Below are 23538 nucleotides of genomic sequence, written 5' to 3'. Positions count from 1 at the left end.
CGCCTTACCCGACCTACAAAAAGCCGGGTCGCATTAAGCGCCCGGCTTTTTTTATGCCGCCTGTTCAGCGGTCTGCTGTGCCTTCAGCCAGGCAATCTCTTCTGCCCAGATATCCGGATTGATGGTTTCCAGCACCATTGGAATGCCGTCGAAGCGGGCATCCTGCATGATAAAGCGGAACGCATCGTGGCCGATATTACCTTCGCCCAGGCTGTGGTGACGGTCTACGCGGCTGCCGAACGCGCTTTTCGCATCGTTTAAGTGCATACCGCGAAGATACTTAAAGCCAACAATACGCTCGAACTCTTCGAAGGTATTTTTCGTGGCCTCGGTTGTGCGCAGATCATACCCGGCGGCAAACGCGTGGCAGGTATCAATGCATACGCCCACGCGGGATTTGTCTTCCACGCCGTCGATGATCGCCGCCAGATGCTCAAACTTAAAGCCGAGGTTGCTGCCCTGACCGGCGGTATTCTCAATCACCGCCGTCACGCCCTGGGTTTTATCCAGCGTCATGTTGATGGACTCGGCGATGCGCGCCAGACAGGCGTCTTCGTCGATTTGCATCAGATGGCTACCGGGATGGAAGTTCAGCAGCGTCAGCCCCAGCTGTTCACAGCGCTGAACCTCATCCAGGAATGCTTCGCGGGATTTTTCCAGCGCCTCAGCAACCGGGTGGCCGAGGTTAATCAGGTAGCTGTCGTGCGGGAGGATCTGCCCAGGCCCATAGCGGTATTTCTCGCAGGCGGCTTTGAAGTCATCAATCACTTCCGCGGTGAGGGGAGCTGCGCGCCACTGGCGCTGGTTTTTGGTGAACAGGGCGAAAGCGGTCGCCTCGATTTCGGCGGCGCGAATGGCGGCATTCGCAAGGCCACCGGCAGCGCTGACGTGCGCTCCAACATATTTCATAAAAAGACTCCTGTTAACCCGAAATGCCTATGATAGCGGGTTAACAGGAGAAGGACGAGATGGTTTATGCCAACAGGCTGTGTACCGCAAGGTTAATCGCACCGCCGCCAACAATCAGCCAGATGAACAGCACCAGCGCCATCAGCAGCGGTTTCGCCCCGGCTTTTTTCAGCGCGCTGACGTGCGTGGTGACGCCCAGCGCCGCCATTGCCATCGCCAGCAGGACCGTATCCAGCGTGACCAGCATATCCACCATCGCTTTTGGCAGCAGGTGGAAAGAGTTGAAGATAGCGACCACGATGAACAGGATCGCAAACCACGGAATGGTGATTTTGCTTTTCTCGCTGCCGCCTGCAGGAGCCAGCTGTTTAACCCGCGCCGCGAGGAAAATCAGGAACGGGGCCAGCATCATCACGCGCAGCATTTTGGCAATGACCGCCGCGTTTTCCGCTTCCGGGTTAATGGCGTGACCTGCCGCCACCACCTGCGCCACTTCGTGCATGGTTGAGCCGATATAAATGCCGTAGGTTTCCGGGCTAAACCAGTGCGCCACCAGCGGATACATGGCTGGATACAGGAAGATCGCCAGCGTACCGAAGATAACTACCGTCGCGACGGCAACCGTGACTTTACTGGCTTCGGCTTTGACGACGGGTTCTGTTGCCAGTACAGCCGCTGCGCCGCAGATGCTGCTACCCGCACCGATCAGCCAGCTGGTCTGTTTGTCCAGTCCAAAGATCTTCTGGCCGATAAAGCACGCCAGTAAAAAGGTGCTCGAAAGGGTCAGGACGTCGATGGCAATCCCGCTGACACCCACATCCGCAATCTGCGAAAAGGTGAGACGGAAGCCATAAAGGATGATCCCGAGACGTAATAAATGCTGCTTGGCGAAAATCACGCCGCCGTCGCAGGATTTCCAGATATGCGGGTAAACGGTGTTCCCGACCACCATGCCGAGCAGAATGGCCAGCGTCAGGGCGCTGAACCCTGCACCGGCAACAGCCGGTATACTGCCACCCCATAAGGCCACTCCGGTAACCACGGCGCTGAGCGCGAGACCCGGCACGAAGTGCCACACTGTACGATGATGTTGTAAGGTGATTTCTGACATAACCTTCTCCTTTGTCTGGCTAAAGGTTACGGCGCTCTGGCTTAAAAATAAAATTGATTATATATTTATAATCAATCTTTATAAGTGGTAAGCAACCATGCACATTACATTGCGTCAGCTGGAAGTATTTGCCGAGGTGCTGAAAAGCGGCTCGACAACCCAGGCGTCACAAATGCTGGCGCTCTCGCAGTCCGCCGTTAGCGCGGCCTTGACCGATCTTGAAGGGCAACTGGGCGTCCAGCTTTTCGACAGGGTAGGAAAGCGACTGGTGGTGAACGAACATGGCCGCCTGCTGTATCCGCGTGCCCTGGCCTTGCTTGAGCAGGCAACGGAGATCGAACAGCTGTTCCGCGAGGACAACGGCGCTATTCGCGTCTACGCCAGCAGCACGATCGGTAATTACATCCTGCCGGAAGTGATCGCCCGCTACCGCCGGGATTTTCCGACCCTGCCGCTGGAGATGAGCGTCGGCAACAGCCAGGACGTGATTAACGCGGTGATTGATTTCCGCGTGGACATCGGTCTTATCGAAGGGCCGTGCCACAACGTCGATATCATTGCGCAGCCCTGGCTTGAGGATGAGCTGGTGGTGTTTGCTTCCCCGGCCTCTTCTTTACTCCAGGGCGAGGTTACGCTGGAGCGTCTGGCGCAGGCGCAGTGGATCCTGCGAGAGCAGGGCTCCGGCACGCGTGAGATTGTCGATTATCTACTGCTGTCCCATCTGCCGCAGTTCCAGCTAGGGATGGAGTTAGGTAACTCCGAGGCCATTAAGCATGCCGTACGTCATGGCCTGGGCATTAGCTGTCTTTCCCGACGGGTGATCGCCGAACAGCTGGAAACCGGCTCTCTGGTTGAGATCCCCGTTCCGCTGCCGAAGCTGGTGCGCACGCTGTGGTGCATCCACCATCGTCAGAAACACCTTTCCAGCTCGCTCCAGCGTTTTCTGCGCTATTGCGAGATGTAAAAGCGCCCCTCACCCTGGCCCTCTCCCCAAAGGGGAGAGGGAAAAATTATGCTTTACTTATAATCCTGGCCGAGTCATGAAGCTCTCTTATAACTGAGCATTTCTGCCGGAAGCAACGCAGATCGTCTGCTACAATCGCGCCTCATTTATTGAATGGACAGCATTTTCACATGGTTTCAGAAACTAAAACCACAGAAGCGCCCGCGCTACGTCGCGCACTTAAGGCGCGTCACCTGACGATGATCGCCATTGGCGGCTCCATCGGTACGGGTCTTTTCGTTGCCTCTGGCGCAACAATTTCGGCAGCCGGCCCGGGTGGGGCATTATTCTCTTATATCCTGATTGGCCTGATGGTCTACTTCCTGATGACCAGCCTGGGCGAACTGGCGGCATACATGCCGGTGTCTGGTTCGTTTTCGACCTACGGACAAAAATACGTTGAGGAAGGCTTCGGCTTCGCGCTGGGCTGGAACTACTGGTACAACTGGGCGGTGACCATCGCCGTTGACCTGGTCGCGGCACAGCTGGTGATGACCTGGTGGTTCCCGGACACGCCCGGCTGGATCTGGAGCGCCCTGTTCCTGGCGGTCATCTTCCTGCTGAACTACATCTCCGTGCGCGGTTTCGGCGAAGCGGAATACTGGTTCTCTTTGATTAAAGTGGCAACCGTCATCATCTTTATCGTCGTCGGTGTGGCGATGATCGTTGGTATTTTCAAAGGGGCCGAACCGGCGGGCTGGAGTAACTGGACAATAGGCGATGCGCCGTTTGCCGGGGGCTTCTCGGCGATGATTGGCGTGGCGATGATTGTCGGCTTCTCCTTCCAGGGCACCGAACTGATTGGCATTGCGGCCGGTGAATCCGAAAACCCGGAGAAGACCATCCCGCGCGCGGTGCGTCAGGTGTTCTGGCGTATCCTGCTGTTCTATGTGTTCGCGATCCTGATTATCAGCCTGATCATTCCGTATACCGACCCAAGCCTGCTGCGTAACGATGTGAAAGACATCAGCGTCAGCCCGTTCACCCTGGTCTTCCAGCACGCGGGTCTGCTCTCTGCGGCGGCGGTGATGAACGCGGTGATCCTGACGGCGGTACTGTCTGCGGGTAACTCCGGGATGTACGCCTCTACCCGCATGCTCTACACCCTGGCCTGCGACGGTAAAGCGCCGCGTATTTTCTCGAAACTGTCTCGCGGTGGCGTGCCACGCAACGCGCTGTATGCGACCACGGTGATTGCGGGTCTCTGTTTCCTGACCTCCATGTTCGGCAACCAGACGGTCTACCTGTGGCTGCTTAACACCTCTGGTATGACGGGCTTCATTGCCTGGCTGGGCATTGCCATCAGCCACTACCGTTTCCGTCGCGGGTACGTCAAGCAGGGTCATGATCTGAATAACCTGCCGTACCGGTCAGGGTTCTTCCCGCTGGGGCCGATCTTCGCCTTCGTTCTGTGCCTGATCATTACCCTGGGCCAAAACTATGAGGCCTTCCTTGCGGACACCATTGACTGGGGCGCCGTCACGGCCACCTATATTGGCATTCCGCTGTTCCTGATCATCTGGTTTGGCTACAAACTGACGAAAGGAACGCGCTTCGTTCGCTACAGTGAAATGGATTTCCCGGAACGATTTAAACAATAACCGCACTTCCTCTCTTTTAGCCCGCTCAATCGAGCGGGCTTTTTTATGGGCAGATCAGAAGCTGTAAGTCATGCCAACGGTATAGCGACGGCCATCCAGCACGGTGTCATACGTATCGTAGTCAATCTGCTTATCGAGCATGTTATATACACCGGCAGTAACCAGCAGGTTTTTGTTGGCGTTGTAGCGCATACCGACATCCACCTGAGTGTAGGACGGTGTGCCCTGAGACATAGACGTGCGGCTCAGGTACTCAGACGTTTTACCGCGCAGGTTCAGACGGCTCCAGAAGCCGACGTCGGGCGTCGCCTGCCAGTCCAGGGTGGTGTTGAACATGTGTTTTGGCATTTTGTTCAGTGGCTTGCCGGAGAACTGGCCGCTCTTCTGCTCGGATTCCGTATAGGTGTAGTTTGCAGTCCAGTTCACATCGCGCGTGATTTTCCAGCCGAAGGAGGACTCCACACCGCGCATATTGGCTTTGTCCACGTTGACGCGATCGCTGACGAAATCATAGCTATGATCGCCAATCGTACAGGCGGGATCGGCGCTGCTGTTACAGCGGCGAACTTCCGTAATTTTATCCTTGAAGTCGGTATTAAACAGCGTCACACCGGCATTAAGGTTATCGTTGTTATCCCAGAGCAGGGCGAGCTCTTCGCTCAGGCTCTTCTCGGGTTTCAGATCCGGGTTGCCGACGATGATACCGTCAAGACGGCCGCCACCTGTCACCTGGCCCCAGCTGGCAGACGACTGACGCAGATCCGGCGCACGATAGCCAGCAGAAACCCCGCCTTTCAACGTCCACTGATCGGCCAGGTGCCATACGCCGTAACCGCGCGGCGTCCAGTTCGTCCCGTAGTTTTGGTCTTTGTCCATACGCAGGCCGCCGGTCAACGTAAAGCTTTCCGTCATTGACCATTCATCTTCGGCAAACAGGGCCCAGCTCCAGCGCGTCAGTTTGTTCAGGCCGTCAGCAGCTTCCAGCTGATTACCGTTGTCGCGCAGTTTCTCATAGCGGTACTGCCCGCCGAGGGTCAACGTATGATCGCCGAGGAAGATCTGGTTCTGGTTGTTAAAGGTGGTGTTGTAGGAACGCATTTTGCGACCTGGATTATTGGTCTCTTCCTGCTGGATATAGCTGGTGGTATTGAAGTCGTCGTAATAACCACTGTGGGTTAACGAGTAGGTCGTGTGCTCATAGCGCGAGTCGCTTTTGGTATTTGGCGTACAGGTTGTTCCCCGGCAGGTTTCAGCTGCTTTCGACATCCCCGGGGTGCTGTTTCTGTCCTGAAGCTCGCGAGCAAAGTCGAGATCGAAATCGTTCTTCTCGTCCGGCGTGAAGTTCAGCGTAATGCCACCGTTACGCATTTTCTGCTCGTTATAGCCGTTCACGATTTTATCTTCTGCGCGGCGTGACAACAGCCCCGTCACTTTTGCACCCAGCAGCCCGTCAATCAGGGGACCAGAGGCGTAGGCGTTGGTCTGGAAGATATCGCCGGAGTCATGATTTTCCTGGAAGGTTGCATCGCCATGCAACGAACCGGTCCAGGCTTTGGTGTTCGAGACTTTTTTGGTAATGACGTTAATGACGCCACCCATAGCATCGGAGCCGTAAAGCGAGGACATCGGGCCGCGGATGACCTCGATGCGCTCAATGGACTCCAGCGGCGGCAGCCAGCCTTGTTCAATACCCGAGTTGTCGCTGTTTGGGCGGGTGCTTCGCGTACTGACGCGTTTGCCGTTCACCAGGAACAGGGTGTACTGAGAGGCCATGCCGCGAATACTGATATCACTGCTACTTCCACCGCCGGTGACGACGACGCCCGGGACATCTCTCAGGGCATCGGTAACATCACGGTAGGCTTTATCTTCAATCTGCTGTTTTGAAATCACAGAGATGGAGGCGGGGGCATTCTGGATCTTTTGTTCAAAACCCGTCGCGGTAACGACAACGGTATCCTGATCGGCTGCGTGAACGAAGGGGGAACATGTGGCAGCGCCAATGGCGACGGCCAGGAGCTTAATGCGTGGTATTGTCATTTGTACATTCCGTATAAAAATGAAAAAAACTCCATCGGGATAACCCTGAGAACTGTATGTTTTTGTCTTGTAAGAACTCTTTGAGATGGAGAAGAGCCTGGAATTGTACAAAAGAATGTAGAATTGTAAACACAAATGATAATTGAAATCATTTGTGTTTGAGTGAGGGCGACGGAAAACAGGCTGGATTCAAGCGGATAGGATTATGTAAATGAGGGGAAAGGCCCGACAGGCGAGAGGCTATCGGGCAAACAGCTGTATTTACGCGAACAAATGTGTCGCATGGAAGCGAAGATGATCTTCAATAAAGGACGCCATAAAGTAATAGCTGTGATCGTATCCCGGCTGTATGCGCAGCGTCAGCGGCCAGTCCTTCTGGCGCGCGGCTTCCGCCAGCACCGCAGGCTGTAACTGCCCGGCGAGGAACTGATCGGCATCACCCTGATCCACCAGCATCGGGATAGCGTCTTCTGGCTGGCTTGCCAGCAACAGCGCACAGCTGTCCCATTCCTGCCATTTCTCTGCATCCTCACCCAGATAGTGCGTGAAGGCTTTTTGCCCCCACGGCACCTGCGTTGGGTTCACAATCGGCGCAAATGCGGACACGCTGGTGTATTTCCCCGGATTTTTCAGCGCCATTATCAGCGCCCCGTGGCCACCCATCGAATGTCCGCTTATCGCGCAGCGCTCGCTGACCGCGAACTGAGAGTGCACCAGGGCAGGCAGTTCATCGCGAATGTAGTCATACATGCGGTAATGGCTCGCCCAGGGTTGTTCCGTGGCGTTGAGATAGAACCCGGCGCCTTTACCCAGATCGTATCCGGCATCGTCGGCCACGTCCTCGCCACGCGGGCTGGTATCTGGCATCACCAGCGCAATGCCCAGTTCGGCAGCAATACGCTGGGCACCCGCTTTGGTGGTGAAATTTTCGTCGTTGCAGGTCAGGCCTGAAAGCCAGTACAACACCGGTGGATTGTCCGCAGGGGGCAGGAAAATGCTGAACGTCATAGCACAGTTCAGCGTGGTGGAGTCGTGCCGCCAGCGCTGCTGTCGACCTTCAAAACAACGATGCTCTTCGAGCAGTTCCATGCAGGGCTCCTTATCCGAAAGACTATTCATTAAACGCATAATACAGAGTTTTCATTGACCTGTGAGCAACTTTCACTTTCGCAGGACGGCGAGATGTTGCATCATAAATTTACTTTTCTTTAACAATTGGAGCGATCATGGCGCTGCGTATCGCGCTCAGCGGATTTGTGGTTCTGGTCGTGGCGATGGGGATAGGGCGCTTCGCCTTCACGCCTCAGGTGCCGCTGATGATTGCCGCCGGGCAACTCACGCTTACCAGCGCGGGGCTGGTGGCGGCAATGAACTACCTGGGCTATCTGGTGGGGGCATGGGATGCTATGCGCGCTCATCGCTTCGTTGAAACGCGTCTCTGGCTTGGCATCACTGGCGCGGTGGCGCTGACGCTGCTCTCTGCGGCGGCAGATAATGCTGTCGTTCACGGTCTGCTGCGCTTTGTGATCGGCTGCATGAGCGGCTGGTCGATGGTGCTGATTGCCGCCTGGACCAACGAGCGGCTGGGGCAGCTGGGCAAGCCGGGGCTTAGTGCAGCCGTCTTTGCCGGACCCGGGGCCGGTATCGCCCTGAGTGGCCTGCTGGCGGTCTATATTCAGGCGAGATCCCTGTCTGCCGGCGCGGCATGGCAAATCTACGGCGTACTGGCGCTGGTGCTGATTGCGCTGGTGGCGCGCTACCTGCCGCGCGCGGGCCAGCTTCATCGCCCCGGTACCGCGCCTGAGCCGCTGTTGTTGACCGCGGATCTCAGGCGTCTGGTCTGGAGCTACAGCCTGGCAGGGTTCGGCTATATCCTCCCTGCGACCTTCCTGTCGCAAATGGCGGCGGTGCGTTTCCCGGGCAGCCTGTTTGCCCAGTTTGTCTGGCCAATATTTGGCGCCGCCTCGGTGGTGGGGATTGCGCTCAGTATTGCCCTGCGGCATACATCAAGCGCTAACCGCAGGCTGGCGATTGTTCTCTGGTTACAGGGGATAGGCGTGCTGGCGGCCTGGCTGCTGCCGGGCATTGGCGGCTTGCTGACGGGTGGGCTGCTGGTGGGCGGCGGGTTCCTCTGCGCCGTGCAGCTCTCTCTTCTGTACGGTCGCGAGCTGGCGCCAGATCATACGCGTTATATGGCGGGACTGCTCACCACCGGGTATGCCATTGGTCAGCTGATTGGTCCGGTCACGTCGGCACTCTCGACCTGGCTCACGCACCGGCTGGAACCTGCGCTGGGGCTGGCGGGGATCGCGCTGTTCGCTGGCGGAGCGTTAGTCTGGAACCGTCAGGCTGAAAGGCAACAGCAATTGCAATAATTATCGACGTGAATACTGGATTATGTGCGTCGCCTCACGCACAATGAGCGCACACTTTTGCCACAACGAGGGCAAAAGACGCCACACCTGCAGGAGAAAAGAATGTCATCACTCAGTAAAGAAGCAGCCCTTGTCCATGAAGCGCTGGTTGCGCGCGGTCTTGAAACGCCACTGCGCCCGCCCGTGCAGGAGCTGGACAATGTTACCCGCAAGAGTCTGATCGCCGGCCATATGACGGAGATCATGCAACTGCTGAATCTCGATCTGAGCGACGACAGCCTGATGGAGACGCCGCACCGCATCGCGAAAATGTACGTCGACGAAATTTTCTCCGGCCTGGATTACGCGAACTTCCCGAAAATCACCGTCATTGAAAACAAGATGAAGGTCGATGAGATGGTGACGGTACGCGATATCACGCTGACCAGCACCTGCGAGCATCACTTTGTGACCATCGATGGTAAAGCGACGGTGGCCTATATTCCAAAAGATACGGTCATTGGCCTGTCCAAGATCAACCGCATCGTGCAGTTCTTTGCCCAGCGTCCTCAGGTGCAGGAGCGTCTGACGCAGCAGATCCTGACCGCACTGCAAACCCTGTTGGGGACTAACAACGTGGCGGTGTCTATCGACGCGGTTCACTACTGCGTGAAAGCGCGTGGCGTGCGTGATGCAACCAGCGCGACTACCACCACCTCGCTGGGCGGCCTGTTCAAATCGAGCCAGAACACCCGCCAGGAGTTTCTGCGCGCCGTGCGCCACCACAACTAATCAGACAGGGCAGGGACCATGGAGCGAAACGTCACGCTCGATTTTGTTCGCGGCGTCGCCATTCTCGGTATCCTGCTGCTGAATATCAGCGCCTTCGGTCTGCCGAAGGCCGCCTATCTGAACCCTGCGTGGTATGGCGACATCACGCGCAGCGACGCCTGGACGTGGGCAATCCTTGATCCCTTCGCACAGGTTAAATTTCTGACCCTCTTTGCGCTTCTGTTTGGCGCGGGACTTCAGCTTCTCCTCAAACGCGGTACGCGCTGGATCCAGTCGCGTTTAACGCTGCTGGTTATCCTCGGTTTTATTCACGGGCTGCTTTTCTGGGACGGCGATATTCTGCTCGCGTATGGTCTGGTGGGCCTGATTTGCTGGCGGCTGATCCGCGACGCGCCCGGTGTAAAAAGCCTCTTTAACACTGGCGTGATGCTCTATGTCATGGGACTGACCGTGTTATTGCTGCTTGGCATGATCGCTGATGCTTCCACCAGTCGTTCGTGGATCCCGGATGCGGCCAATCTGCAATATGAGCAGTTCTGGAAGCTGAAAGGCGGCATGGAAGCGATCGGCAACCGGGCCGATATGCTCGGCGATAACCTGCTGGCGCTGGGGGCGCAATACGGCTGGCAGCTGGCGGGGATGATGCTGATGGGCGCAGCCCTGATGCGCACCGGCTGGCTGAAAGGAGAATTTAGCCTGCGACACTATCGTCTCACAGGCGCTGGCCTGGTACTGCTCGGCGTGATGATTAACCTTCCGGCGGTGATCGTACAGTGGCATCTTCAGTGGGATTACCGCTGGTGCGCGTTCCTGTTGCAGGTGCCGCGCGAACTGAGCGCGCCGTTCCAGACCATTGGCTATGCGGCGCTGATCTATGGCTTCTGGCCCCGGCTTTCTCGCCTGTGGATCGTCAGTGCGGTGGCCTGCGTTGGACGGATGGCGTTAAGCAATTACATCCTGCAAACGCTGATATGCACCACGCTTTTCTACCGATTCGGCCTGTTTATGAAATTCGACCGCCTGACGCTGCTGGCGTTTGTTATTCCGGTCTGGGTTGTTAACGTGGTGTTTTCAGTTATCTGGCTGCGTTTTTTCCGCCAGGGCCCGCTGGAGTGGGTATGGCGACGGTTAACCGCCCTTGCGTCGGGCGTGTCATTGCGTAATACATCCAGATAACGATCTGGATCACAATCATTAACAAAACGGATGTAAGCGTTTTCATCTGTGTGAGCTTCTTCACGTAGTCTCCTCTCTCTCGCTGCCAGAATAGCCACCTTGCTAAACACAGGGGGTGTCTGTGAGTTGCTGCAATCCTTTTAAGGGTGGTGAATATGATCACCATTCGTGACGTCGCCCGCCAGGCGGGTGTTTCTGTTGCTACTGTCTCCCGCGTGCTGAACAACAGTGCGCTGGTCAGCCCTGAAACGCGTGAAACCGTAATGAAAGCCGTGACCCAGCTGGGGTACCGGCCAAACGCCAATGCTCAGGCGCTGGCGACGCAGGTCAGCGATACCATTGGTGTCGTGGTGATGGACGTGTCGGACGCCTTCTTCGGCGCGCTGGTCAAAGCGGTGGACGTCGTTGCCCAGCAGCACCAGAAATATGTGCTGATTGGCAACAGCTATCACGAGGCTGAAAAAGAGCGTTATGCCATTGAGGTACTGATCCGCCAGCGCTGTAACGCCCTGATTGTGCACTCAAAAGCCCTGAGCGATGAAGAGCTGGCCGGGTTTATGGAGCAGATCCCCGGTATGGTGCTGATCAACCGTATCGTCCCCGGTTATGCGCATCGCTGCGTCGGTCTGGATAACATCAGCGGCGCGATGATGGCGACGCGGATGCTCATCAGCAACGGCCATCAGCGCATTGGTTATCTGGCTTCCAGCCACGGTATTGAAGACGACATGATGCGCCGTGAGGGCTGGCAAAACGCCCTGAAAGAACAGGGCATTGCGCCGCTGGAGAGCTGGGTTGGTACCGGTTCGCCGGACATGCAGGGCGGTGAAGCGGCAATGGTGGAACTGCTGGGGCGTAATCTTCAGCTGACGGCCGTGTTTGCCTATAACGACAGCATGGCGGCAGGTGCGCTTACCGCGCTGAAAGATAATGGCATTGCGGTGCCGCAGCATTTATCGCTGATCGGTTTTGATGATATTCCGATTGCCCGTTACACCGATCCGCAACTGACAACGGTGCGTTACCCCATTGCGTCGATGGCGAAACTGGCGACAGAGCTGGCGTTACAGGGGGCGGCAGGGCTGTTAGATCCTGACGCAACGCATTGTTTTATGCCGACTTTAGTACGCCGCCATTCGGTCGCTATCCGACAAACTGTGGCTCCGATCACTAACTGATAACATCACGTGATGTAACCGTTTTCAATCTGTGAGTAAATTCACAGTATCTTAACAAGCCGCTGTCTATGATGTCAGCGTTTTAGGGGCTGAAACACAATGTAACGGTGATTATTCACTTTTACCGTTACCAGAATGCCTCAAACAACGAATAAAACGCATTTCTGGAGCGTTACCGAACACGGAAGCTGGACATTTTATAAGTGAACTTCGGCGATCAGTAACGTTTTATTAACATCTGCCCGCCGACCGTTTTTCACAAGAACTACCCTGCATAAAAAAAACCGGAGATACCATGAATAAGAAGGTGTTGACTCTGTCTGCTGTCATGGCAAGCATGCTTTTTGGCGCAGCAGCACACGCAGCGGATACCCGTATTGGCGTGACTATCTATAAATACGACGACAACTTCATGTCCGTTGTGCGTAAAGCAATTGAAAAAGATGCTAAATCAGCGCCAGACGTGCAGCTGCTGATGAATGACTCCCAGAATGACCAGTCCAAACAGAACGATCAGATTGACGTTCTTCTGGCAAAAGGCGTGAAAGCGCTGGCTATTAACCTGGTTGACCCGGCTGCGGCAGGTACGGTGATCGAGAAAGCACGCGGCCAGAACGTGCCGATTGTCTTCTTCAACAAAGAGCCTTCCCGTAAAGCGCTGGACAGCTACGATAAAGCGTATTACGTGGGTACTGACTCCAAAGAGTCCGGGATTATCCAGGGCGATCTGATTGCGAAACACTGGGCGGCGAACCCAAACTGGGATATGAACAAAGATGGTCAGATTCAGTTCGTTCTGCTGAAAGGCGAACCGGGCCATCCGGATGCTGAAGCTCGTACCACCTACGTTATTAAAGAGCTGAACGATAAAGGCCTGAAAACCCAGCAGCTGGCGTTAGACACCGCAATGTGGGACACCGCTCAGGCGAAAGATAAGATGGATGCGTGGCTCTCTGGCCCGAACGCCAACAAAATTGAAGTGGTCATCGCCAACAACGATGCAATGGCAATGGGTGCAGTTGAAGCGCTGAAAGCACACAACAAATCCGCCATTCCTGTATTCGGTGTGGATGCCCTGCCAGAAGCGCTGGCGCTGGTGAAATCTGGCGCAATGGCCGGTACCGTGCTGAACGATGCTAACAACCAGGCGAAAGCCACCTTCGATCTGGCGAAAAACCTCGCTGATGGTAAAGGCGCTGCTGACGGCACCAGTTGGAAAATTGAAAACAAAATCGTTCGCGTTCCTTACGTGGGCGTAGACCAGTCCAACCTGGCTGAGTTTATCGGTAAATAAGTTATCTGAATTGTCTTCACTGGGCGCAATTCGTTGCGCCCTTTTATAACGCGATATGCGAGGCCAACAAGGTATAATTATGGTCAGCACAACTACTCAGTCGTCCGGTGAATACTTGTTGGAAATGACCGGTGTTAACAAGTCATTCCCCGGTGTTAAGGCGCTCGATAATGTTAATTTAAAAGTTCGTCCTCACTCTATTCATGCGTTAATGGGTGAAAACGGTGCGGGTAAATCAACATTATTAAAATGCCTTTTTGGGATCTATCAAAAAGATTCTGGCAGCATTCTTTTTCAGGGAAAAGAGATCGACTTCCATTCAGCGAAAGAAGCGCTGGAGAACGGTATCTCGATGGTACACCAGGAATTAAACCTGGTTCTGCAACGTTCAGTTATGGATAATATGTGGTTGGGCCGCTATCCAACCAAAGGTGTCTTTGTCGATCAGGATAAAATGTATCGCGACACCAAAGCCATTTTCGATGAGCTGGATATTGATATTGACCCGCGCGCACGCGTCGGGACATTATCCGTTTCCCAGATGCAGATGATCGAAATTGCCAAAGCGTTCTCCTATGATGCGAAAATCGTGATCATGGATGAACCAACGTCGTCATTAACGGAAAAAGAGGTTAATCACCTTTTTACCATTATTCGTAAGCTGAAAGATCGCGGCTGCGGCATTGTCTATATCTCACATAAAATGGAAGAGATCTTCCAGCTGTGCGATGAAATCACCATTCTGCGCGACGGCCAGTGGATTGCCACCCAGCCGCTGGAAGGGCTGGACATGGACAAGATCATCGCCATGATGGTTGGCCGTTCATTGAACCAGCGCTTCCCGGATAAAGAAAACAAGCCGGGCGAAGTGATTCTGGAGGTGCGTAACCTGACCTCACTGCGTCAGCCGTCCATCCGCGATGTCTCTTTCGATTTGCACAAGGGCGAGATCCTTGGTATCGCAGGGCTGGTGGGCGCTAAGCGCACCGATATCGTGGAAACCCTGTTTGGTATCCGTGAGAAAGCCGAAGGCACCATTACCCTGCACGGTAAGAAAATCAACAACCACAACGCCAATGAAGCCATTAATAATGGTTTTGCGCTGGTGACGGAAGAGCGGCGTTCCACCGGTATTTACGCTTATCTTGATATTAACTTTAACTCGTTAATTTCTAATATTCGCAATTACAAAAACAAGGTCGGGTTGCTGGATAATTCCCGCATGAAGAGCGATACCCAATGGGTGATTGACTCCATGCGCGTGAAAACGCCGGGCCACCGCACGCAAATTGGCTCACTCTCGGGAGGGAACCAGCAGAAAGTCATTATTGGTCGCTGGCTGTTAACCCAGCCTGAAATACTGATGCTGGATGAACCTACGCGCGGTATCGACGTGGGTGCAAAATTCGAGATTTACCAGCTGATCGCAGAGCTGGCGAAAAAAGATAAAGGGATCATTATTATTTCTTCCGAAATGCCGGAATTGTTAGGGATCACAGACCGTATTCTGGTTATGAGCAATGGTCTCGTTGCCGGTATTGTTGAAACCAAAACGACAACGCAAAACGAAATTTTGCGTCTTGCGTCTTTGCACCTTTAAGATCAGGGGCTCCTCATGAGTGCGTTAAATAAAAAAAGTTTTCTCACTTATCTGAAAGAAGGCGGTATTTACGTTGTTCTTTTAGTCTTGCTGGCGATAATTATTTTCCAGGACCCAACGTTCTTAAGTCTGCTGAACTTAAGTAATATTCTGACCCAGTCTTCCGTACGTATTATCATCGCACTGGGCGTGGCAGGGCTCATCGTTACCCAGGGGACAGACCTTTCGGCAGGGCGCCAGGTGGGTCTGGCGGCGGTTATTGCGGCAACCCTGTTGCAGTCGATGGAAAACGCCAACAAGGTGTTCCCGGAGATGGCGACCATGCCGATTTTCGTGGTGATCCTGATCGTATGCGCCATCGGCGCGGTAATTGGCCTGATTAACGGCATCATCATTGCTTACCTGAACGTGACGCCATTCATCACCACGCTTGGCACGATGATCATCGTTTATGGTATCAACTCCCTGTACTACGATTTCGTCGGCGCGTCTCCAATCTCTGGCTTCGAAAGCGGCTTCTCGACCTTCACGCAGGGGTTTGTTGCGCTGGGCAGCTTCCGTCTCTCCTATATCACCTTCTATGCGCTGATTGCGGTGGCGTTCGTCTGGATCCTGTGGAACAAAACCCGCTTCGGTAAAAACATCTTTGCTATCGGCGGCAACCCGGAAGCGGCGAAAGTCTCCGGCGTCAACGTGGCTCTGAACCTGCTGATGATTTATGCCCTGTCCGGTGTGTTCTACGCCTTCGGCGGGATGCTGGAAGCAGGCCGTATCGGCTCTGCCACCAACAACCTCGGTTTTATGTACGAGCTGGATGCGATTGCGGCCTGCGTGGTCGGCGGCGTCTCCTTCAGCGGCGGCGTGGGTACCGTGCTGGGCGTGGTGACCGGTGTGATCATCTTCACCGTGATCAACTACGGCCTGACCTACATCGGCGTGAACCCGTACTGGCAGTACATCATCAAGGGCGCGATCATTATCTTCGCGGTTGCCCTGGATTCACTGAAGTACGCGCGTAAGAAATAAGTTCTTCAGAATGGAAAGGCCCGCTCACGTAGCGGGCCTTTTTTTGCCCGGTGGCGCGACGCTTACCGGGCCTACAAAATCGCGATCGTAGGTCGGGTAAGGCGAAGCCGCCACCCGACATCAGTTATTACTTCTTCTGCATTTCCAGCAGCTGCTCCGGCGTCACCGCCGGATAGCCTTGCGCATTTTCAGGCACTTCGTGCATCGTTGGGATCGGCACCAGCGGGCCTAAAAAGCGCGGTTCACGTTTGAACAGATACAGGTCAGCCAGCGCGCCAAAACGGGCGCCAAACTCGCGTACGCGCACGCTCAACATATCCTTTGGCGACGGCACGGCGTAGCACTGGGCCTGGATCCCCATATGAAGGGCGATAAACAACGCCCGCTCGCAGTGGAAACGCTGGGTGATGATGATGAAATCATTGGTGTCGAACACCTTGCGGGTACGCACGATGGAATCAAGCGTGCGGAACCCGGCGTAGTCGAGCACGATATCGGCCGGGTCGACGCCTGCGGCAATCAAATCTTTGCGCATCGTCACCGGCTCATTATAGCTTTGCAGGGCGTTATCGCCGCTTAACAGCAGATAGTTCACCTTGCCGCTGTTATAGGCGTTCAGTGCGCCCTGAATACGATACCGGTAATACTGATTGATGACGCCGGTGCGGTAATACTTGGCGGTGCCAAGCACCACGCCAACCTGGCGGTAGGGGAGGTCCTGTAGGTCGTCAAAAATGTAGGGAGCTGTTTTCCAGCTCATCCAGCGGTCGAGACCCAGCACGATCAACAGCAGTATGCCGACCAGGACAGACAGGCTGTAAAACACGCGCTTTAACATGCAGATGGCTCGTACCGATGATGAAATTTCCCTCAGGCTACTGTACCCGCCTGGTTAGCGCAAGAAACAGCGATTCAACTGAGGGGTTTTTCGTCAGACTGGCGGGCAGATCTGCCCGCCGAACAGATTATGCCAGCAGCACGCGGTCGATGGTTGAACAGCCCAGCGCTTTCAGCGTGGCTGCGGTCGCGTCCCACTGGATCAGCGGTGCATCGGCCTTTTCAGCGAGGATCGCGCGCTGAATATCCGGGTAGTCATACCCGTTCAGGCTGAGCAGGTTCAGGGCGCCCTGGAGCGGAGGCAGCGTCGGGTTAAACGCGGCGTTCTCTGCATAGCTGCCGGTGAAGATGCGGCCGTCGCGGCACTGAAGGGCGACGCCGCTTGGTGATTTGCTGTATGGCGTGTGGCTTTTATTGGCGGCGGCAATGGCCGCTTCGCTGAGCGCATCCCCTGAGAGCGCGTAACCGTGGTCCTGCTCATCCATCAGCAGGGTTTTGATCTCAAGATCTTTAGGGCCAAAAGCATCCGGCAGGTAATCACCCAGCGTATGCGGCGCGCGTCCCGGCAGGTTGATACGCAGTTCAAGACCGCTGTTCAGCTCATTCATAAACTGACGGCAGTGGCCGCAAGGGGTATAGTTGACGGTGATGGCGCGCAGGGCCTTTTCGCCGCGCAGCCAGGCGTGACTGATGGCACTCTGCTCCGCATGAACGGTTTGCTGCATGGTCGCACCGAGAAACTCCATGTTCCCGCCGAAGTACCAGGTCCCGCTCACGCCGCGCGCAATTGCGCCTACGTTAAAATGGGAAAGGTCAGCGCGGGCGCAAGCAGCCGCCAGCGGCAGCAGGGCGAAAGCCAGCGCGTCTTCGTCCAGCCCCGTTGCCTGTTTAAGCGTCGTGACCTGATCTGCCGTCAGCAGGGCGGGGAAATGCGCATCCGCCAGAACCGGAGCCAGGGCTGATTGCAAATTCTCTGCAAGCTGAGAGAAAGCAGCTTGAAAACGTGGATGCATGACGTTGCCTCATCAAGGTTAATGGATCGGTAGTGTACGGAGCCGTACGGCCTTTATATGTGATCCAAATCTCATTATGTATGCAACTTATGAAATGAAAATGAAATTTGCGCGACGCATCGCAAATTTTAGCCCATTACTGCCAGAATAATCGGGAAGATAAACGGCGCGACCAGGGAGGTTATAATCCCGCAGATCACCAGCGCCAGCGAGCTGAATGCCCCTTCCTGATAATCCAGCTCCGCGCAGCGTGCGGTGCCCAGCGCGTGCGAGGCGGTACCCATCGCCAGACCGCGCGCCGCTTTGGTACGAATTTTCATGATATTCAGCAGCGTATGACCAAACACCGCGCCCAGGATACCGACGAAAATCACGCACACGGCGCTGATGGCCGGAATGCCGCCGATACTGCCGCCCACGGCCATGGCAATCGGCGTAGTAACGGATTTAGGCAGAATAGAGGCGGCGATCTGCGGCGATGCGCCCATCAATAAGGCCACCGAGGTACCAGTGATCATCGCAACAAGGCTACCCACAAAGCAGATGGTTATGATGGATTTCCAGCGCGCGCGGATCTGATGCAGTTGCTCATATAAAGGAAACGCCAGCGCCACCACGGCAGGCTGCAACAAATCGTTGAGGATCTTGCTCCCGGCGAAGTAACGTTCATAAGAAATGCCGGTGAGCAGCAGAAAAGGAATAATCACCACCATGGCGACCAGCAGCGGGTTGAGCAACGGCATTTTGAAACGAACCGCAAGCTTACGCGCAGCAAAGAACACCACCAGGGTTAACGGCAGGGACCACCAGATATTCGCCATCATTTTTTTGTTTTCTCCCCGATGACCTTACGTTCGCCATGCACAATGTGTGAGCTCCAGCTGACGACCAGGAAAACTACCAGCGTACTGATGGCGCAGGAGACCACTATCGGGCCGAACTGCGCCTTAAGCACATCGTAATACTGCATAACCCCAACGCCGATAGGCACAAAAAGCAGGGCCATATAGCGAATGAGAACGAAGCACCCCGGGTTGACCCATTTCGCGGGCAGCACCTGTAATGCCAGCAGCACAAACAGGATCAACATGCCGATAATGCTGCCGGGGATGGTAATAGGCAGCAGCGACGCGATAAAAATGCCGGCGTACAGGCAGGCATAAATCAGGACGAAGGCGCGAAGGTATTGCCAGATAGTATTCAGTGATTTGCTCATGGTGAAAGTCCTTGCTGAGACGTATTCATCATACAATTAAACCTGAAAATGTGCCACGGATCACATCATGAATTTTGGGCATACCAGACATTCCAGAATGGAACGCCGGGCTTTCAACATACATAGAGAGCAGCTACTATAGCGCGTCTTTTTTCACAGGTACTCAGAATGCGTGTTTTACTGGCCCCGATGGAAGGCGTGCTCGACTCTCTCGTGCGCGAGCTGCTTACCGAGGTGAACGATTACGATCTCTGCGTGACGGAGTTTTTGCGCGTGGTCGATATGTTGCTGCCAGAAAAATCATTTTATCGTCTATGTCCGGAACTGCATCGTCAGAGCCGCACCCCCTCCGGTACGCTGGTGCGCGTCCAGCTGCTCGGCCAGTATCCTGAGTGGCTGGCGGAAAACGCCGCCCGCGCGGTAGCGCTTGGCTCGTACGGTGTCGATCTTAACTGCGGCTGTCCGTCAAAGCTGGTCAACGGCAGCGGCGGCGGGGCGACGTTACTCAAAGATCCGGAATTGATTTATCGCGGCGCAAAGGCCATGCGTGAGGCGGTGCCATCGCATCTACCGGTGACGGTCAAAGTGCGTCTGGGATGGGACAGCGGCGACAGGCAGTTTGAAATTGCCGACGCGGTGCAGCAGGCGGGCGCCACCGAGCTGGTGGTGCACGGGCGAACCAAAGAGGATGGTTATAAAGCCGAGCGCATTAACTGGCAGGCGATTGGCGAGATCCGCAGACGGCTTACTATTCCGGTGATTGCTAACGGCGAAATCTGGGATTATGAGAGCGCGCAGGCCTGCCTCAAAGAGACCGGCTGTAATGCCGTGATGATTGGCCGCGGTGCGCTGAACGTGCCGAACCTCAGCCGGGTGGTGAAATACAATGAGCCGCGGATGCCGTGGGCGGACGTGGTGAAACTCCTGCAAAAATACACGCGGCTGGAAAAGCAGGGCGATACCGGGTTGTATCATGTCGCGCGCATTAAGCAGTGGCTGAGTTATTTACGGAAAGAGTACGACGACGCGCTGGGATTATTTCAGGAGATCCGTACGCTACAGACGTCGGCGGATATTGCCCGTGTGATCCAGTCGAAGCACTGAGTGAAGTGTGAATACGTTTGCCCGGCGCGGAGCCGGGCAAACGTATCAGAAAATCATTTTGAATACGCCGGTTACCACCAGCAGCCCTATCAGAAATATAATCAAAATAGCCCACAATAATATTTTCATTCGCCTCTCCTGCGTATGTCTGTCGTCAGTAAGTGTAGCAGTCAATTCATAATTGGTATGAATAGGTGAAATTAAATCATTCGCTTGGGGAATAAATTTCCGGATATGAAAATGTATAACAATATGCGGATTGCCACGCGTTACTAAAAAACGGAACGTCAGTAAGCGTAAGTTGCGCCTTTATTTTTTTTGAGTTTATGGCGTAATGAAACGTTCTCTTACTTTATCTCTGAGTGCTCCCCTTATTTTTATGCTGTCCGCCTGCGCGCCGGAACATGCCACGGTGTCTCCAGTGAAAACGCAAGCCGCCGCCGCTGCTGTAAATACCCAACTAAGTCATGCCGACTGGCCAAAAAACGAATGGTGGAAAGATTTTAATGACCCTCAGCTTAACGCGCTGATTGCTAAAGCGCTGGCGGATGCACCGGATATGCAAATTGCCCGGCAGCGCATCACCCTGGCAGAAGCACAGGCGAAAGCCGCTGTCGCTGCTGATGGTCCACAAATGGATTTTTCCGCAGATGTGGAACGGCAAAAGATGTCGGCAGAGGGGCTGATGGGGCCATTCGCCCTGACTGACCCGGCGGCGGGGACAACCGGACCCTGGTACACCAACGGCACCTTTGGTCTGACGGCCGGATGGGATCTGGATTTATGGGGTAAAAACCGCGCCCAAATTGAGGCCCGCATCGGTAAGGTGAATGCGCAAAAAGCGGAGCTGGAGCAGACCCGACAGCTGCTCGCCAGCAGCGTCGCGCGGCTGTACTGGGACTGGCAGACCGAGGCCGCGGTGGGTGACGTGCTCGCGCAGATCAAACGGGAGCAGGAAAATATCATCGGTGCCGATCGTGAGCTTTATCAGCACGGCATTACCTCCTCGGTGGAAGGCGTTGAAACAGATATCAATGCCAGCAAAACCGATGAACAGCTCGCTGACGTGCACGGCAAAATGAAGGCCATTGAGGCGCGTCTGAATGCATTGACCAATACCCCTTCAGTCACGCTCGCCCGGCATGCCTTACCTGACGCAGAGGCGTCGCTGCCGTCAACGCTCGGTTATGAGCTGCTGGCTCGCCGCCCGGATTTGCAGGAGGCGCACTGGTATATCGAAGCGTCCATGAGCGAAGTGGATGCCGCCAGAGCCGCGTTCTACCCTGACATCAATTTGATGGCGTTCTTGCAGCAGGATGCATTGCACCTTAGCGACCTGTTCCGCTCATCTGCTCAGCAAATGGGCGTAACCGCGGGTCTGACGCTGCCAATTTTTGACAGCGGTCGGTTAAATGCGAACCTGGATATCGCCCAGGCGCAAAACAACCTCTCCGTGGCGAACTACAACAAGGCCGTAGTGGACGCCGTAAACCAGGTTGCCCGGACGGCCAGCGAAGTAGAAACCCTGACCGCCAAAAATCAGCACCAGCAGCAGATCGAAAAAGATGCGGCGCGCGTCGTTGCGCTGGCACAGGCGCGCTTCAGCGCGGGGATCATTGCCGGCTCCCGGGTGAGTGAAGCAAAAATTCCGGCGCTCAAAGAGCGTATTGCCGGGTTGATGCTGAAAGGTCAGTACGTGGATGCTACGCTCCAGCTCACCTCCGCGCTGGGTGGCGGATATCATCACAGCTAAAATCGCGCATTATCTATACTTACCTCTTTGCAGATTTTCAGGAGGTGAGTATGACGCGAGTCGCAATTGTTACCGCATCGGATTCAGGAATTGGCAAAACGACGGCCCTGATGCTGGCCGAACGCGGGTTTGATATCGGGGTGACCTGGCATTCAGATGAGGAAGGGGCGCTGGCAACCTGCCGTGAAATTGAAGCGCGCGGGCAGCGTGCCGAGGCCATCCAGCTCGACTTAAGCAATTTGCCGGAAGGCGCAAAGGCCATTGAAACCCTGATTACGCGTTTCGGGCGGCTGGATGTGCTGGTAAACAATGCTGGGGCGATGAACAAAGCGCCATTTCTGGACCTGTCGTTTGACGACTGGCGGCACATATTTACCGTTGACGTGGACGGCGCGTTTCTCTGCTCGCAAATCGCGGCGCGTCAGATGGTGAAGCAGGGAGAAGGGGGGCGGATCGTGAACATCACCTCGGTGCATGAACATACACCATTGCCGGACGCCAGCGCCTATACGGCGGCCAAACATGCCCTGGGCGGGTTAACAAAATCGATGGCGCTGGAGCTGGTTAAACATAAGATTCTGGTGAACGCCGTTGCGCCTGGTGCGATCGCCACGCCGATGAATGATATGGACGACAGCGAAGTGAAAGAAGGCTCAATGCCGGAAATCCCGCTGGCACGGCCAGGGCATACCAAAGAAATAGCCAGCCTGGTGGCGTGGCTGTGTGACAGCGACGCCAGCTACACCACCGGGCAGTCGTTTATCGTCGACGGCGGTTTTATGCTGGCGAATCCGCAGTTTAAACCAGCAGAATAAACATTCCCCTCACCCCAGCCCTCTCCCCAAAGGGGAGAGGGTGTATAGAGTTCCCTCTCCCCTTTGGGGAGAGGGGTAGGGTGAGGGGCAGCAGGCCGCACTCACTCTTCATCCCGCCGCTTTTCACGATGCTTGAGCCACAGCCGTACCCCAATCACCACCGCAACAACCAGGATCAGCCAGGCCCAGTGTTTAAGATGCTGATCGAGATTATGCAGCCACGGGCCTATCACTTCGCCACCCACGTAGCCAAGCGTGGTAAAAATCAACGCCCAGGCAATCGCCCCGATAATGTTCAGCGGCAGGAAAATTTTCGGCGGTAAGCGGCTCGCGCCAATCAATATTGGCCCAATGATGCGAAAGCCATACATAAAGCGGGTGCCAATCACAAACATATAGGGATGCCGCTGGATAAGCCGCTGAGCACGAAGAATTTTCTTTTGATGCTTAGCAAAACGTTGTAAAAGCGTCGGACCAAAGCGCAGACCCAGAAAGTAGAGCAGCTGGTCGCCAATCATACCGCCCAGTGCGACGGCGGCGACCACCAGCGGGAATTTAAGCAATCCCTGATGTGCGGCCACTCCGCCCAGCAGCGTGATGGTTTCACCCTCTGCCACGCTGCCGATGACCAGCGCGGCGTATCCATATTGTTCAATAAGACCGTTGATATCCATTAAGTAAATGTCGTCTCCCTTACTGTGCCTGCGTTAATCATA

Annotated in this window: 22 protein-coding genes; 12 read left to right on the top strand and 10 right to left on the bottom strand. The window is 55.2% G+C overall.

Annotated features, from left to right (window positions below):
- Window positions 1-51: 51 nt before the first annotated feature.
- Window positions 52-909, bottom strand: a complete 858-nt coding sequence (gene nfo / locus ACQG11_RS01730; RefSeq protein ID WP_032623904.1) for a deoxyribonuclease IV — start codon at window positions 907-909, stop codon at window positions 52-54.
- Between the two features lie 64 nt (window positions 910-973).
- Complete coding sequence (locus ACQG11_RS01725) at window positions 974-2020, bottom strand: YeiH family protein (RefSeq protein WP_022648702.1); 1047 nt, start codon at window positions 2018-2020, stop codon at window positions 974-976.
- Between the two features lie 97 nt (window positions 2021-2117).
- Here ACQG11_RS01725 and yieE point away from each other — a divergent pair, with 97 nt between their 5' ends.
- Window positions 2118-2984, top strand: coding sequence for a DNA-binding transcriptional regulator YeiE (gene yieE, locus ACQG11_RS01720; RefSeq protein ID WP_426728128.1), 867 nt, complete (start codon window positions 2118-2120; stop codon window positions 2982-2984).
- Between the two features lie 170 nt (window positions 2985-3154).
- Complete coding sequence (locus tag ACQG11_RS01715; protein ID WP_022648700.1) at window positions 3155-4624, top strand: amino acid permease; 1470 nt, start codon at window positions 3155-3157, stop codon at window positions 4622-4624.
- 54 nt (window positions 4625-4678) lie between these two features.
- Here the strand turns inward: ACQG11_RS01715 and ACQG11_RS01710 are convergent, their stop codons facing one another.
- Together ACQG11_RS01710 and fghA are read right to left on the bottom strand one after the other, a co-directional pair.
- Window positions 4679-6664: a ligand-gated channel protein gene (locus tag ACQG11_RS01710; protein ID WP_032623906.1), complete on the bottom strand. Its 1986-nt coding sequence runs from the start codon at window positions 6662-6664 to the stop codon at window positions 4679-4681.
- Between the two features lie 261 nt (window positions 6665-6925).
- Window positions 6926-7753, bottom strand: a complete 828-nt coding sequence (gene fghA / locus ACQG11_RS01705) for an S-formylglutathione hydrolase (protein ID WP_045308654.1) — start codon at window positions 7751-7753, stop codon at window positions 6926-6928.
- 137 nt (window positions 7754-7890) lie between these two features.
- Between fghA and ACQG11_RS01700 the strand changes: the two genes are divergently transcribed.
- From ACQG11_RS01700 to mglC, 7 genes are all read left to right on the top strand, one after another.
- Window positions 7891-9039, top strand: coding sequence for a YbfB/YjiJ family MFS transporter (locus ACQG11_RS01700; protein ID WP_022648697.1), 1149 nt, complete (start codon window positions 7891-7893; stop codon window positions 9037-9039).
- Window positions 9040-9141: 102 nt separating this feature from the next.
- The gene (folE, locus tag ACQG11_RS01695; RefSeq protein WP_017383384.1) at window positions 9142-9810 is read left to right on the top strand and encodes a GTP cyclohydrolase I FolE; all 669 of its coding nucleotides are present in this window, start codon (window positions 9142-9144) and stop codon (window positions 9808-9810) included.
- Window positions 9811-9828: 18 nt separating this feature from the next.
- Window positions 9829-10986: a DUF418 domain-containing protein YeiB gene (yeiB, locus tag ACQG11_RS01690; protein WP_426728127.1), complete on the top strand. Its 1158-nt coding sequence runs from the start codon at window positions 9829-9831 to the stop codon at window positions 10984-10986.
- Between the two features lie 155 nt (window positions 10987-11141).
- Window positions 11142-12164 (top strand): HTH-type transcriptional regulator GalS, encoded by a 1023-nt coding sequence (gene galS, locus ACQG11_RS01685; protein WP_003859324.1) that lies wholly within the window; start codon window positions 11142-11144, stop codon window positions 12162-12164.
- A 295-nt stretch (window positions 12165-12459) separates the two neighbouring features.
- The gene (mglB, locus tag ACQG11_RS01680; protein WP_022648695.1) at window positions 12460-13458 is read left to right on the top strand and encodes a galactose/glucose ABC transporter substrate-binding protein MglB; all 999 of its coding nucleotides are present in this window, start codon (window positions 12460-12462) and stop codon (window positions 13456-13458) included.
- Window positions 13459-13537: 79 nt separating this feature from the next.
- The gene (gene mglA, locus ACQG11_RS01675) at window positions 13538-15058 is read left to right on the top strand and encodes a galactose/methyl galactoside ABC transporter ATP-binding protein MglA (RefSeq protein WP_003859320.1); all 1521 of its coding nucleotides are present in this window, start codon (window positions 13538-13540) and stop codon (window positions 15056-15058) included.
- Window positions 15059-15073: 15 nt separating this feature from the next.
- On the top strand, window positions 15074-16084 hold the full coding sequence (gene mglC, locus ACQG11_RS01670; protein WP_022648694.1) for a galactose/methyl galactoside ABC transporter permease MglC: 1011 nt from the start codon (window positions 15074-15076) through the stop codon (window positions 16082-16084).
- A 127-nt stretch (window positions 16085-16211) separates the two neighbouring features.
- Here the strand turns inward: mglC and sanA are convergent, their stop codons facing one another.
- The 4 genes from sanA to ACQG11_RS01650 form a co-directional block, all read right to left on the bottom strand.
- Window positions 16212-16922: an outer membrane permeability protein SanA gene (gene sanA, locus ACQG11_RS01665; RefSeq protein ID WP_022648693.1), complete on the bottom strand. Its 711-nt coding sequence runs from the start codon at window positions 16920-16922 to the stop codon at window positions 16212-16214.
- Between the two features lie 127 nt (window positions 16923-17049).
- Window positions 17050-17934 carry a cytidine deaminase gene (gene cdd, locus ACQG11_RS01660; protein ID WP_022648692.1) on the bottom strand — a complete coding sequence of 295 codons (885 nt, stop codon included), beginning with the start codon at window positions 17932-17934 and terminating at the stop codon, window positions 17050-17052.
- 128 nt (window positions 17935-18062) lie between these two features.
- On the bottom strand, window positions 18063-18758 hold the full coding sequence (locus ACQG11_RS01655) for a CidB/LrgB family autolysis modulator (RefSeq protein WP_038416419.1): 696 nt from the start codon (window positions 18756-18758) through the stop codon (window positions 18063-18065).
- Window positions 18755-19150, bottom strand: coding sequence for a CidA/LrgA family protein (locus ACQG11_RS01650; protein WP_022648690.1), 396 nt, complete (start codon window positions 19148-19150; stop codon window positions 18755-18757). Before ACQG11_RS01650 ends, ACQG11_RS01655 begins: the two co-directional genes overlap by 4 nt.
- 168 nt (window positions 19151-19318) lie before the next feature.
- On the opposite strand from ACQG11_RS01650, the gene dusC reads away from it, so the two are divergent.
- Window positions 19319-20254, top strand: coding sequence for a tRNA dihydrouridine(16) synthase DusC (gene dusC, locus ACQG11_RS01645; RefSeq protein WP_058646980.1), 936 nt, complete (start codon window positions 19319-19321; stop codon window positions 20252-20254).
- 45 nt (window positions 20255-20299) lie between these two features.
- Here dusC and yohP read toward each other — a convergent pair whose 3' ends face one another.
- A complete protein-coding gene (yohP, locus tag ACQG11_RS01640; protein WP_000698460.1) occupies window positions 20300-20383 on the bottom strand; it encodes a small membrane protein YohP in 84 nt (27 codons plus the stop codon).
- A gap of 205 nt (window positions 20384-20588) precedes the next feature.
- Here yohP and mdtQ point away from each other — a divergent pair, with 205 nt between their 5' ends.
- Window positions 20589-22007 carry a multidrug resistance outer membrane protein MdtQ gene (gene mdtQ / locus ACQG11_RS01635; protein WP_045308653.1) on the top strand — a complete coding sequence of 473 codons (1419 nt, stop codon included), beginning with the start codon at window positions 20589-20591 and terminating at the stop codon, window positions 22005-22007.
- 50 nt (window positions 22008-22057) lie between these two features.
- Window positions 22058-22822, top strand: a complete 765-nt coding sequence (locus ACQG11_RS01630) for an SDR family oxidoreductase (protein ID WP_022648687.1) — start codon at window positions 22058-22060, stop codon at window positions 22820-22822.
- Window positions 22823-22923: 101 nt separating this feature from the next.
- Here the strand turns inward: ACQG11_RS01630 and ACQG11_RS01625 are convergent, their stop codons facing one another.
- Window positions 22924-23496 (bottom strand): DedA family protein, encoded by a 573-nt coding sequence (locus ACQG11_RS01625; protein ID WP_063147709.1) that lies wholly within the window; start codon window positions 23494-23496, stop codon window positions 22924-22926.
- Window positions 23497-23538: the final 42 nt, after the last annotated feature.

It is taken from the genome of Enterobacter cloacae complex sp. 372C4 (genome assembly GCF_050030615.1).
GTDB lineage: Bacteria > Pseudomonadota > Gammaproteobacteria > Enterobacterales > Enterobacteriaceae > Enterobacter > Enterobacter intestinihominis.
This window is presented reverse-complemented; position numbering and strand designations above follow the sequence as displayed.